Origin of the sequence: Bacillus sp. MMSF_3353, assembly GCF_030733445.1 — a bacterium.
Taxonomy (GTDB): Bacteria; Bacillota; Bacilli; order Bacillales; family Bacillaceae_G; genus Bacillus_A; species Bacillus_A wiedmannii.
The window spans coordinates 267,000-280,097 of the sequence record NZ_JASHJA010000005.1 but is presented as its reverse complement, the minus strand read 5'-3'; the positions used below and the strand labels follow the sequence as shown (position 1 = coordinate 280,097).

Genomic DNA, 13,098 nt, shown 5'->3' with positions numbered 1-13,098 from the left:
TAAAGGTTTTCATTTTCTATTACCGAAAGTATAGTGCGGTAGGATAAAATTTATATTTGGAGGTTAGAAGTATGTCTAAAATTGAAACTCCTGTTATGACTTCTTTACAAACAACGGTTGAAAAAATGATGAAGGATTTAAATGTTCCTGGCACTGCTATAGCTGTTATAAAAGATGGTGAAGTCATTATTTCAGAAGGATTTGGCTATCGTAATATAGAGACAAAAGAGGCTGTTACACCGAATACTCGGTTCGCAATCGGTTCCTCAACGAAAGCTTTTGGTACACTTTCATTAAGCTTGTTAGCACAACAAAATAAGTTTAATTGGGATACTCCTGTCCAGACTTATATACCTAACTTCTCTTTATCTGAACTACTTGCTAGCTCACAAGTTACCGGACGAGATTTAGCTTCTCATCGAACTGGTGTAAGCCGTCATGAGGCTCTTTGGTATAGCTCTTCCTTATCTCGAAAAGATCTCGTTGAAAAAATAAAATATTTACCACTTGATGCTCCGTTTCGTACAGCATTTCTTTATAACAACTTAATGTATGCGACAATTAGTTATATTGTAGAAAACATTACGAATCAAACATGGGAACAATATGTTGCAGAACATATTTTAGAGCCTTTAAATATGGATCAAACAAACTTCTCTGTTACAGACTCACAAAATACAGATGATTATGCATTACCTTACGTTGAAAATGACGGTAAACTAAAAGAAGTTCCATTCCATAACATCGATACAGTCGGCGCTGCTGGGTGTATTAATTCTACAATTGAAGATATGGCAAATTGGGTCCTTCTTCACTTAAACGAAGGGAAATTTGGAGATCATGAATTAATCTCCTCTGAATTATTACAACAAATGTATACACCACATAATTCCATTCCAGATCAACCAGTTTTATCACTTCCGGAATCTCCATTAAATAGTTACGGTCTTGGTTGGTTTATTAGCGCTTACCGTGGTAATAAGGTAATTCATCATGGCGGTAATATTGATGGGTTTTCAGCACTTGTTTCATTCATACCAACAGAAAACATAGGCCTTGTTATTTTAACGAATGCTGGAGGCACATTACTACCTACTTATCTCGCTAATCAAATTTATGACGAACTACTTGAAGTAGAATCCATTGATTGGCATAAACGTGCTGTAGAAGATACTGAAAAAATGAAGGAAATGATGAAAGAAGCAACTGAATCCATTCCTGAACAAATTGAAGGGACTACACCTTCTCACAGGTTAGAGGATTATACCGGTACTTTCGAGCATCCTGCATATGGAACATTACAAGTATACAAACGAGATGATTCGTTATATGTACAATTTATGGAGATGGATATTCAATTAGCTCATCATCATTACGACATCTTCTCTGCAAAAGTTGATTTATTCCAAATGAAAATGAGTTTATTATTCGCTTATGAAATGAATGTAAGTGGTGAATTCCCATCCCTTCAGTTACATGTACCAGTTATGTTAAGTACGCAGCCGCTTGTATTTAAGAAAATTAAATAAATATTTTAATAGAGGGAAGATAACACTTCCCTCTATTCCCCTTTTCTCTATGCAAAAAAAGGATAATACGTAAAGGATACAGAATTCTATTATTCAACTAATTAAATTACCAGGAGGAAAAGCTGTGTATACAGAAATTTTCAAAGAAATTGTTTCGATCACTCATCACGATTATTCAGGTTGTATAGATAAGAAAGGATGGGACGATCCTACTACATATTTACAGACAGTCGAGAAACTAGAGAAACAAGGAGAACTAACACCAATACAATTTACTGAAATTGTACGTGATTACTTACTAGACTTTAAAGATAATCATATGTTTTTCAAAATGAACTCTAACAATCAACCACTTAACAGTGCTGGCTTCCAAGTGAAAAGATACGAAGACCGCCTATATATTACATCCACTTCACAAGAAATAAGAGTGAAAAAAGGGCAGTCTATTCTAGCATTAGATAATATGAAAATCCCTGAGTTAATAATAAAATATAGGAAATATTTAAATGCGAATACATATGAACGTGAAAAATGGGATTATGTTTTATTACAATCATCAACTTGTACACTTATAAATGAAGATGGCGTAATCGAAACCATTACTTTACAAAAGTATAAACAAAATGAATACACGCCTATTTATTCATTTAAACAGCATAATAAAGACACACTCTTAATTACTTTGACTGATTTCGCAAATACTGAAGCGATTAATAAATTATTAGACTCACACAAAAATGAGCTTAATTCTTTTCCGAACTTAATTATTGATGTGCGTTTGAATCGTGGTGGAAGTGATGATGCATTTTTTAAATTACTTCCTTACTTATTCGAAGACAAAGAGATCTCCCTTTTAGATCCTTCAGATACAATGCAATTAAATCATACAGAACGAAACTTTCATTTACGTATGAAAGACATCAAAATGGAAGATTACGATTCTTTAGACGAACTTTCCAAATTATTCACTGATATATTTATTCAAGATTTAAAAAAGAATTATAAAAAAGGATTCGTTACATTTGATACTTCTGAGTTACCAAAAGAACTTCAATCATTAAAAATACACGGAAGAAAATCACCTAATAGAGTAGTTATATTAACAGATGTTACATGTGGAAGTTCTGGTGATTCTTTTGTAGAAGTTGCAAAAAAATCATTGAAAGTAAAAGTAATAGGTCGTCCTACTGCTGGTTTAAATGATTATTCTAATTTAGCGGTAATGGAATGGGCTGATACATTCGCACTTTACTACCCTACTTCACGGCTCTCTATTATAGATAAAGGCGAAGGAATGTCCGGAATTGGTATACAGCCGCATATACATATCCCGTGGACTCCGGAACATATACAAGAAGATGTTGATTTAAAATTAGCATTACAACTGCTTCAAAACGAAGAATGGTAAAAAATAAAGGTAGATGTGAATCACACCTACCTTTTCTATTTCATCTTAATCTTCTCTGGTTGAAACCAAATTGGCTTTAATGACTCAAAGTCTTTATGATCTTCTAAAACGATAGTAAGACGCTCTAACGTATCCTCTAACATATGTGGTGCTGCTCGTAAGGACCACACAACTGATGAGAAAACTGTCATGCCAACGTACACCGCATATAAGTTCCAGAACTCCTCTGGTATTCCCCCATTAAAGTAGCCTTCTATTTGTCCGATTGAATACGGAATACTAATGTCTCTTGCAAATAGTGCAATTTTTACGAAATCATGAAGTGGGTCACCCCAATCATAACCATTAAAATCAACAACACCTACATATTTCGCATCACGTACAATTATATTTTCTAAATGAAAATCATCGTGTTGAAATCGATTTGGGCGGTTCTTTAAATATATTCCATTTTCGTCTATAAACTTTATGATTTTATCATCATTTTTTATTTTTATTCCACATGTTTTATATGCCTCTACATATTTTCGATGTTTTTCCATTGCTCTTTCATACCATGGAAGGATATCCTTAGGAGCTTCATATGTATGCATTTTCGCTAAATCTTTTCCTGCTTCTATACCAATTTCATATTGTTCTTTTGGTGAATACGTAGGCAATAGCTTCTTCGCATCTTCCCCTTCTATATATGAGAAAATACTATATACACCTTCTTCTTCCAATATACCTATTTCAATCGGTCTTTGTGCCTGTACGTTACGTTTTACCATTTCATTTAAAATTTGAAATTCTATTTTCCTTCTTTCATACTCTTGTATATCGCCAATCCGTAACAAATATTTTTCATCATCAATTGTCGTAACTATATATTTTTTATCAGGTGAAAAACCTTTGGAAATTTCTTCAATATTCGCTGCATCTTTTACTATTTGTATATTATTTTGCCATGCTGTCATTGTTTTCATTTTTATTCCCCTTACATTTCTGCATTTGGTGTATAGGCAACTTCTACAATAAATCCATTCGGATCGTAAAAATCAATTGTATAGTAACCTTCCGAATAATGATTCATTTCAATTGGACCACGTATTACCTTCACTTTCGTACTAGAAAGAAAATCTGCTACTTCATCAACTACTTCTCTATGAATAGCTTGATAACAAATATGTCTAGGCCCTAACGTCCTTACGATTTCCTCATCTACTTCTTTAAAGTATATTTCACTTTCTCCTGTGCTATATGCTACTTCATTTAACTTTCTCCATCCAATTATTGAAAATAACATATCATAAAAAGAAATGGACTCCTCTAAATTCGCTACCCAAAATTCAATATGATGAATACCTGCTCGAAGTGTATTCATATTAAGAATACGCTCCTTGTACTACCTGCACAATTTCCATCGGTGTATTGACCATATAATCTGGTGCATCTTTTTTCACTGTTTCAATAACATCATATCCCCAAGATACCCATATTACATTCACCCCAGCCTTTTTACATGCTGCTACGTCTCGCTGTTCGTCACCGACGTATAACATATCTTTCTCAGTTATTTTTTTCGATTTTAAAAATCTTTTTATCATTTTATCTTTACCGAACAAATTTTTAGAACAATACACTTCTTGTATATTGTCTATATCATTATTGTGTAAAAATGCCCGAATGTGCTCTTCTGAGTTCGATGAGATGACTGCAATTCCGTAGCCTTTTTTATGTAGTTCATCTAATACATCCTTCATCCCATGGAATAAAATAAGATCTTTTATGGCAGGTTGATACAATTTATAAAACTCCAGCGCTAATATCGGTAGTTTATACAGTGGCACATCTAGCCGTTTACATCTTTCTGGCATCGTTAATTTACGTAAATACTCAATTTCTTCTTCCCTGACCGTTTTATATCCGTGTTTTTCAGCAATTTGATTATAAATGGGTACAAATATATTTTGTGAATCTACTAATGTGCCATCAAAATCAAAAACAATGTATTTTTGCATTCCCATACTCCCTTTTTTTAATCTAGCTTTATATTATTCGCTCATGAGATACATTTAGCCTTTTATACAAATTAAAAAGAATATATTTGATTTCCATTTACTAAGATAGCCATTTTTATTTCTTTAGACTTTATAGTTTATTACACATTCGTTACCGTTGTATGTTAAATACTGCTTTTAAGGAAATAAATGTTTACATATTTTATTTTTCTTAAGTAAATCTATTGTACTAAAAACCAATGATATTGATAGCTATTAATCTTAAGTTACAATAGGATTAATATATTATATTCATCTATTTATGATATGTAGACCACATCGGAATCTATATTTTCTACCTGTAGTCCACATAATTCATTTATCAATAATACTTTTCTTATAAAAATAAAAGAAGGTTGCTAAATATCACAACCTTCTTTTATTAAAAATGATAATTTGTAAAAATTTTATTTCCTAAGCCTATTTTCTCATCATTAATTTGATTTATTTTTAACCAAGAACTTTTCTCCGCTCTCATCCTGTCATTTAAATTATTCTCTTGATTATGATACTCTGCATTTTTTTCTGGATAACAATTTTCAATAATAAATGCCATAAAAGTATATATACAAAATATATTGTTATTCTTTGCTCTTGTATTCGTATTTTGAAAGTGAATATGTGATGTTGGATGAAAATCTTTTTTTGTACCTGAATAAAGAGCATCATAATCTACTCTAATAGGGGTACGAAATTCAAAATCACCGAAACTAAATTTGTCTTCATTACTCAAATCATCTAAAAAATTATATAAGTCTTGCCTATCCTCACCAAATATTTTTACAACTTGCTCATTAAATGGGCAAGGAAACCACAAGAGGTTATATGACTCTAATTTATTTGCATTATCAAATTTATAATAAAACCTTATGATTGAAGCATCAAATAATAAAAAATGATAAGATCTACTCCTAAACATCGCTAAATATTGTACACAGTTATTAAAGAACTTAGCGCTCATAGGACTTCTTTCATCTGATCTATGCACATCATTCTTAAAAGTAAAAATATTATTTTGACATAATGGTTTTATTGAATCTATAATTAAATCATTTTGATACATTGCATTGACCGTATTAAATTGTTCTTGTAGATTTTTTAGTGGTACCGACTGTAAAGTAACTTTTTTTATCTTAGTCATTGCTATCCGAATCTAATAGATTCGCTAAATCTTTTAGTTGTGGTAAAGCGTCCACTGAAATTGCTCCACTTTGAATTAATTTAATTAGGTCACTTGTAGCTTTTTCTGCACTATTTATATTGTTTTTATTTACTTTATCAGGTTCTTGATTCAATAAATTTAATTTTTTAATTTCTTCTCTAGTAGGAATATTCATTTCTAATGTATATTCATTCCTTATACATTTATTAATTTCCTCTTTTATTTCTGTCATGCCTATTCCAGTTCCAGTAATTCTAATCCAAGCTCTGGATCTTGTAATAGCTGTAAACAAAGTATTTCTTACATTTATTAGATCATATTTTTTAGCACCATATTCACTATCCATTAAATAAACCATGGGTTTTTCATTACCCTTTGCCCTATGAATATGAGTACAAGTTATATGATTCTTTTTAGTAAATGTATCTCTATCGACATCTTTACCAGGCATAATACTTTTGATACCTGCCATTTCTAAATAATTTAAAAATGCTTCATAATTTGAATAGGATGTCATAGTTTCAGGAAAAATGACTAAAATGTCATCCGGATCTAATTCTTCTTCTTCAATATTTTTCTTAATTGCTTGCGCAACCCACATATATTCCTCTTCTTTACTCGCAAATGAATCTAACACTTCAATAGAATCACTATGACTCATAAGCTGATCAAAATATTTTGGAGTTGAATCTTTATCTCGTCTTAATTTCACAGACGAATTAAATTCTAACTCGCCACCAATTTTTTCATAGCCTATGTCTAGCCATACCTTTAAATCCTCAAAAAATTGAACAAGTGGCTGTTCATCATTTCTATATACACCAAAACCTAATGCATGTGCTACAGTCAAAGCCCATTTACTATTTCTATAACAAATAGGTAAAATAATATCTGTTTTAGGCTTATTAATATCTTCACTATTAGAAATATCAACTAGATCTCTACCATTTGCATCTGTACCAAACATTTCTTTTAGCGTAGGCATTGAACTCTTATTTAAATTTTGTAATTCATCATATGCATAGACTATTCTTTTATTAGATCCTTTAAACAATCTATATACTAGTCTAAAGAATGTGGCTGGAAAGTCTTGCGCCTCATCAATTAGTATATAATCATACATAGGAATGTTACTAATGCTATTAATATCCATATGTTTCAATAATTCTTCACAAGCTCCACCAAAAGCATTCTTCTCTCCGAACTTACTTTTTGCTTGATTATAAGTATATATTTCAGAATTCAATTCTTCAGCTACATTAGAATACAGTCCATTTTCCCTTATTGTTCCCCATGCATGAATAACATGTATTTTATCAAAATCCACTTTTTCATCACTATATTGTTCATAAAATTCCTTAATTAAACTTTTAAATTGTTGATATAAACTTCTCGAGTAAAAAGTAATGGCAATTTGTGCATCAGGATCGACAAAATGAAGATATGCAGCTTTCAGTGCCAGTACCACCGTTTTTCCAGAACCTGCCAAACCTCTAATCCTTTGAGGTGTATCTGGAATTTCATAAGCTGCTGCTCTTTGCCAATGGTCCATATTTGCCACTTCTAATTCAATTTTTTTTATGACAGCACCTTTTGAGTCCTCTTTAATTACAGACTTCCTGGATTTTTTGGGCTTCGCAGAAACAATTTTATCTAACGATTCATTTAATGCCTCATAGTATTTCTCATCAAATTGCTCAAGTGAGTCATAATAGTCTAAAAACCTTTGTTCACAGGTATACTCATCAGGATAATTCTGATCAATTAAATCTTGTGTTGGTACATAATTAATTACATGTACTGGAATAGCAAGTTTTGTTCGATCCCTTAATCTAGCATTTTTCCTTAATAATGTTTCTAAAAGAATTGAAATTCTATCTATATTCTCAATATCATTATCAGTATCATTATTAGAAAAGTTAACAGCTAAGATACCTTTTTCTTTTGTGATTATCAATAAATCTATATATATCTTTATATTATCAATTTCAGATAATGCAAAGCCATAATATATAGTTCCTGAATATTTCTCTTTTAAAGAAGGTATTACTTTTTCAAAAGATGAAATCGCTTTTGCATTTCTTTTTTCACCATTGATAACATGTATCATACTTATCCCTCCAATAATTTATACCTTAAATTATATTATAAATAGTAACTTTTACCTACATATATTTTCGGCAAAATTTACATATAGACTAAACTCTTACTATCTTTTCTACACCTTTTAGATGTAACTTTTAAAAATCAATACTATTGGAGAATCTCTCATATTACATCAATATTTTTTAGACTATTTCACTTTATATTTGATTATAATTCGTAATATTAAATATATTCATTAATTAATCCAATAATCATCTCTTTTTAGTCCCTATTACTTTATAATATTTCCTTAATCGAAATAACAAATTTCCAATTGCAATATTAACATAATTCCCCAAACTAATTCTACATTCATTAGTTTGAGGATTAGATATTGAAACTAAAACTCTTAGAGGCTCAACAAAACTAAATTATAAGTGATAAAATCAAACAATCAAGGCCGAATTTCTTATAAATAATTAAAATGATTTAAACCAAAAAAAATAAAAAAAACACCCAAAATTATCGAATATTAAGATATCATCGCAACTATTTTATCCAGTATTTCTAAATACATCTATCACTACAAATCAACAACACAAAAATATTTTACAGATAGTTATGGGCTAAACTGGATTTTTCATGCTTATATTAATAAATGCACTGGAATATATTGCTTATGTCAAAAAGCGAAAAAATATTTTAATGCCGACGATAAACACTTGAGTTCGCACCAAGACAAAATCAGGTGAACAAGCTTAATGTGATCAAAAAACTAATATAGTTTGAAGATATATTAGTACATATTAATTAAAAAAACCTTTCAACTATTCATCACAAATCGTCGAAAGGCTCACCATATTATCTAGATTTTCACTTGATACATACCTACTATCCTTTAGATTTACTTTCCCCTTAAGAAAGCCATTTTGGCGGTACATTCGTATTCCAATAAATATTCCCTAATTCATAGTGTCCAGAGTACCCATCATCAAAACGGTGATAGTGGAAATTAAAATAGTAACCATCTTGCGGTGGATGATCTCTCCTTACATGAAATCGCAATAAGTCGTTTCCTGATTTCATGTCATAAACGTGAAAGATTTTTTCATTATTGCCACCAGCTGGTTTTTGAGAAATCGCTAATGATTGTAGCGAATCTTCTGGTACATCATTGGCAAGTTCAGCAATTGCTTCTTCAATTTTCGGTAATATTACATCTTTAAACTCATCTTCAATTACTGGACCAATTTTAGTGCCAAACTTTTGCATCGACTGTTTCTCTGCTTCTTGCATTGCATACGTAATAAAAGTATCGGTGGTTAACCTGTCATTCGTTTCCTCATATGTATAGGACGTACTCTCCAAATTTTGTTGCCCAGCTGTGCTCGTAGGCTTGTCCGCAGCTTTGGCATTATCAAGCAATATGGAAGGAGGCGTCACTAAACCAAATGTAAATACGGTAATTAAGGCGACTAAGGTTTTTCTAAACCAATTTGGCATGTATGTTCCCTCCCCTTTCACTCATTATATTTTAAATAACGGTTGTTTCTTCTATTATACAAAATGATTGTAATTTTTGCACTTTACAATTTTGTTAACGTTCACATATTTTTCACTTGAATATGAAATTGTAAGATTTCATACAATAAAATACAACAACAATGAGGAGGCAATCCGATGACTTTAGATGTCATGTATTCCGCCGCAAGCATACTCGTTTTGGTATATTTTCTTTATCAATGTGTAACAGATTAAAAAAAGAGCCATTTTTCGGCTCTTTTTCTACGGTAAAAATACAATCCAACCAATCCATACTATAAAAATAATCCCGGCAATTACAGCTAGTAATAAATAAAAATGAGAAAGTATAACTATTCCATACAAAAGCAGTACTGGAAGTAATAAATAGCGATCGGCCTTCCATCTTAACAATAATAATTTTCCTTCATCACAATATAGATGGAGAAACATTTTTTTCGTAAATTCATTCCAATAATCGCGCGCATAACGAGAAATTCCAACTAAAGCAAATGCAAGAATAATAGCTGCAATCCACCTCGGACTCATAATAATACTGACGGTGCTTATACATACAATTTGAATATAAAATATTCGTGCACTACTTGTACGGAAAAATTCTTTTAAAAAGGATTCAACAATACGAGATTCCTTTTTCTTCCCTAAAAACTTTTTAGAACGCGGAAACATCCACGGTTTTTTATTCGAACTACTCGGTTTAGCTGTATGACCACCAGCTTGCATAATCCCACTCGTCCAGCGCATACTTTCTTCTTTCTCTTTCTCAACTTCTTTAAAAAAGCAATTTTTATAATTCAATTTTTCTTTTATCAACCCGATAATTAGAAAAACTGCTAGACCGATACTTAGTATAGAATAAACTGGATTTGTATAAATAAGAAACAGACTCAATCCAAAAAAGGTTAAACTTATAGAAAAAATTACATTTTTTATAATCCATAGTAGCCATCGTTTCCCCACACGTACATGAATAAATCTCGTTAATAACGACAACAGAAATCGAAATACAGTAAAAAATAGCCAAAATAATACGACTTGTATTTTCGTCACTCCGATACTTTTCATCAACACTGGTAACATAGTAACTACTACTATTACATTCGTTATAGCTATTCGAATAAACGTATATGTCATACCATACTGGATTAACTTTTGCATGTGAGCGGGATACGAAATTAAAAATAAACTATCTGCTTGTTCAAAAAATGAACGAACTCCTCTTGAATATGTAATCACATAAAATGCGAATAGACCTAATCCGAAATAAACTGTCTCTCCCATCGATAATTCTTCTATCCATAGTGAACGATAATAAATCCCCATAAATATAAGTGCTGGAATAATAATATATAGCGCAACTGTCCAATCAGTTATAGAACGTATGGACTTCCATTTACGCCTCAGTTCATGACGCAATCTTTTATAAAATTGTTGTTTAATCATGCTGTTCACGCCTTACGATTACATCAAAGCAGTCTAATAATGAACTCCCTGGCATTTCTGCTAACGCTTGGATAGATTCTAGATTTCCATCTGCGACTAATGTACCTTGTGAAATGAGTAAAAATCTCTCACAAATTCTTTCAGCTGTGTCTAATACGTGAGTACAAAGTAATATACCTGCGCCACGTTCTTTTTCTTTATATAAATAACTTAAAAACTCTTTCGTAGCTACTGGATCTAAACCGATAAAAGGTTCATCAATGATATAAAAATCTGGTTCAGTTAAAAATGCCAAAATGAGCATCGATTTTTGTTTCATACCTTTTGAAAACTTTGATAAATACTCATGTTTATGTTTATCCATTCGAAACATATGTAATAACTCTTCTGCTTTTCTTTCCCAGCTTCCTACTTCGTTCTCGCGAGCAGCCATTAATAGTTCGATATGTTCCCAAAGCGTCAAATAATCATAATATGTCGGGTGTTCCGGCACGTATGCATAAGGATTTTTCTTTTCACCAAATGATATTTCACCATTCATATTTACAAGTAAACCGAGCATCGTTTTAATCGTCGTACTCTTCCCGGCACCATTCGCACCAATAAGTGCAACTAATTCACCTTTTTCAATTGAAAAGGCAATATCATGAATTGTCTTTTCCCCTATATCATATCCGGCAGAGCGAATATTCACTTCTAACATACATTCCCCTTCTTTCCATTTCCAATACAATCAAGGAAAAGAATAACATATAACCATCTATATATCATTATAAAATATTTATTTTCATAGCAGGAATACATACTTTTTAACAGAATATTTAATGTTTGATTACATTTAATTGGAGTGGATAATATGTCTTTTCAAATTCGTGAAGCTACGATAGACGATATAGATGCACTTTGTTCTTTAACAACAGAATTAAAAGGTTCCTCTATTTCGTATGAAGATATGAACAACCGATTGCAATTCGTACAAATGAGTCCCTTTGATTTTTTATATGTTTATGAGGAAGAAGAAACCATATGTGGATTACTTGGGTTTCGTATTCGTGAAAATTTAGAAGATGTAACTCGTTATGGGGAAATTTCAATTATTAGCGTTGATTCTAAAATACGACGAAAAGGCATTGGGCAAGTATTAATGGATTATGCTGAGCAATTAGCAAAGACACATAATTGTATAGGCACATGGCTAGTCAGTGGAACAAAAAGATTAGAAGCACATCCTTTTTACAAAAAATTAGGATATGAAGTGAATGGATATCGATTTGTGAAACATTTTTAAACTACTTATAAATGGAAAGGACTATAACTATGACAAACATCGAAGCTATTTTTATTGATCGTGACGGTACAATTGGTGGTGACACTACAATACATTATCCAGGCTCTTTTACATTATTTCCTTTCACAAAAGCAGCTCTGCAAAAACTAAAAGCTCAAAATATAAAAATTTTCTCTTTCACAAATCAACCAGGTATCGCAGATGGAATAGCAACTGTAGCTGATTTTGCACAAGAATTAGAAGACTTCGGTTTTGATGATATATACGTATGTCCTCATAAACACGGTGATGGTTGTGAATGCCGTAAACCAGGTACAGGTATGCTGCTGCAAGCAGCTGAAAAACATGGGCTTGATTTAAAAAAATGCGCTGTAATTGGTGATCGCTGGACTGATATCGTTGCAGGCACAACAGTACATGCGACAACGATATTAGTTCGAACAGGCGCTGGATATGATGCTTTACATACGTACCGAGACAAATGGGCACATATTGAACCAAACTACATTGCAGAAAACTTTGAAGATGCTACAAATTGGATTTTAAATCAACAATAATACAAATTAAAAGAGACGTTTTCACAATGAAAACGTCTCTTTTAA

General features: G+C 31.6%; 12 protein-coding genes. 4 read left to right on the top strand and 8 right to left on the bottom strand.

The genetic code is table 11. The features are described 5' to 3' along the window. The first annotated feature begins 71 nt into the window (after positions 1–71). Together RBB48_RS14905 and RBB48_RS14900 are read left to right on the top strand one after the other, a co-directional pair. Complete coding sequence (locus RBB48_RS14905; protein WP_306007817.1) at positions 72–1,529, top strand: serine hydrolase; 1,458 nt, start codon at positions 72–74, stop codon at positions 1,527–1,529. Between the two features lie 124 nt (positions 1,530–1,653). Next, a complete protein-coding gene (locus RBB48_RS14900) occupies positions 1,654–2,937 on the top strand; it encodes a S41 family peptidase (RefSeq protein WP_088609127.1) in 1,284 nt (427 codons plus the stop codon). A gap of 35 nt (positions 2,938–2,972) precedes the next feature. Here RBB48_RS14900 and RBB48_RS14895 read toward each other — a convergent pair whose 3' ends face one another. The 8 genes from RBB48_RS14895 to RBB48_RS14860 form a co-directional block, all read right to left on the bottom strand. Beyond that, a complete protein-coding gene (locus RBB48_RS14895; protein ID WP_306007816.1) occupies positions 2,973–3,902 on the bottom strand; it encodes an aminoglycoside phosphotransferase family protein in 930 nt (309 codons plus the stop codon). 11 nt (positions 3,903–3,913) lie between these two features. Beyond that, positions 3,914–4,300, bottom strand: coding sequence for a VOC family protein (locus RBB48_RS14890; protein WP_306007815.1), 387 nt, complete (start codon positions 4,298–4,300; stop codon positions 3,914–3,916). Position 4,301: 1 nt separating this feature from the next. Beyond that, entirely contained in the window at positions 4,302–4,937 is a 636-nt protein-coding gene (locus RBB48_RS14885) for an HAD family hydrolase (protein ID WP_306007814.1), read from the bottom strand. A 421-nt stretch (positions 4,938–5,358) separates the two neighbouring features. Next, complete coding sequence (locus tag RBB48_RS14880) at positions 5,359–6,117, bottom strand: DUF2290 domain-containing protein (RefSeq protein WP_270709146.1); 759 nt, start codon at positions 6,115–6,117, stop codon at positions 5,359–5,361. Next, positions 6,110–8,248: a DEAD/DEAH box helicase gene (locus tag RBB48_RS14875; RefSeq protein ID WP_306007813.1), complete on the bottom strand. Its 2,139-nt coding sequence runs from the start codon at positions 8,246–8,248 to the stop codon at positions 6,110–6,112. Before RBB48_RS14875 ends, RBB48_RS14880 begins: the two co-directional genes overlap by 8 nt. Before the next feature lie 890 nt (positions 8,249–9,138). Continuing rightward, on the bottom strand, positions 9,139–9,726 hold the full coding sequence (locus tag RBB48_RS14870) for a YpjP family protein (protein WP_306007812.1): 588 nt from the start codon (positions 9,724–9,726) through the stop codon (positions 9,139–9,141). A 282-nt stretch (positions 9,727–10,008) separates the two neighbouring features. Beyond that, positions 10,009–11,208, bottom strand: coding sequence for an ABC transporter permease (locus RBB48_RS14865; protein WP_306007811.1), 1,200 nt, complete (start codon positions 11,206–11,208; stop codon positions 10,009–10,011). Next, positions 11,201–11,911: an ABC transporter ATP-binding protein gene (locus tag RBB48_RS14860; RefSeq protein ID WP_073518496.1), complete on the bottom strand. Its 711-nt coding sequence runs from the start codon at positions 11,909–11,911 to the stop codon at positions 11,201–11,203. The genes RBB48_RS14865 and RBB48_RS14860 overlap by 8 nt, the downstream gene beginning before the upstream one ends. A 153-nt stretch (positions 11,912–12,064) precedes the next feature. On the opposite strand from RBB48_RS14860, the gene RBB48_RS14855 reads away from it, so the two are divergent. Then, positions 12,065–12,496 (top strand): GNAT family N-acetyltransferase, encoded by a 432-nt coding sequence (locus RBB48_RS14855; RefSeq protein WP_087982553.1) that lies wholly within the window; start codon positions 12,065–12,067, stop codon positions 12,494–12,496. Between the two features lie 29 nt (positions 12,497–12,525). Next, positions 12,526–13,053, top strand: a complete 528-nt coding sequence (locus RBB48_RS14850; protein ID WP_306007810.1) for an HAD-IIIA family hydrolase — start codon at positions 12,526–12,528, stop codon at positions 13,051–13,053. Positions 13,054–13,098 lie beyond the last annotated feature (45 nt).

What these genes read in the sequence shown, in the direction of transcription:
- RBB48_RS14860 (WP_073518496.1), bottom strand. Translation starts at nt 11,911, where the DNA reads ATGTTAGAAGTGAATATTCGCTCTGCCGGATATGATATAGGGGAAAAG.
- RBB48_RS14855 (WP_087982553.1), top strand. Translation starts at nt 12,065, where the DNA reads ATGTCTTTTCAAATTCGTGAAGCTACGATAGACGATATAGATGCACTT.
- RBB48_RS14865 (WP_306007811.1), bottom strand. Translation starts at nt 11,208, where the DNA reads ATGATTAAACAACAATTTTATAAAAGATTGCGTCATGAACTGAGGCGT.
- RBB48_RS14890 (WP_306007815.1), bottom strand. Translation starts at nt 4,300, where the DNA reads ATGAATACACTTCGAGCAGGTATTCATCATATTGAATTTTGGGTAGCG.
- RBB48_RS14870 (WP_306007812.1), bottom strand. Translation starts at nt 9,726, where the DNA reads ATGCCAAATTGGTTTAGAAAAACCTTAGTCGCCTTAATTACCGTATTT.
- RBB48_RS14895 (WP_306007816.1), bottom strand. Translation starts at nt 3,902, where the DNA reads ATGAAAACAATGACAGCATGGCAAAATAATATACAAATAGTAAAAGAT.
- RBB48_RS14880 (WP_270709146.1), bottom strand. Translation starts at nt 6,117, where the DNA reads ATGACTAAGATAAAAAAAGTTACTTTACAGTCGGTACCACTAAAAAAT.
- RBB48_RS14875 (WP_306007813.1), bottom strand. Translation starts at nt 8,248, where the DNA reads ATGATACATGTTATCAATGGTGAAAAAAGAAATGCAAAAGCGATTTCA.
- RBB48_RS14850 (WP_306007810.1), top strand. Translation starts at nt 12,526, where the DNA reads ATGACAAACATCGAAGCTATTTTTATTGATCGTGACGGTACAATTGGT.
- RBB48_RS14905 (WP_306007817.1), top strand. Translation starts at nt 72, where the DNA reads ATGTCTAAAATTGAAACTCCTGTTATGACTTCTTTACAAACAACGGTT.
- RBB48_RS14885 (WP_306007814.1), bottom strand. Translation starts at nt 4,937, where the DNA reads ATGCAAAAATACATTGTTTTTGATTTTGATGGCACATTAGTAGATTCA.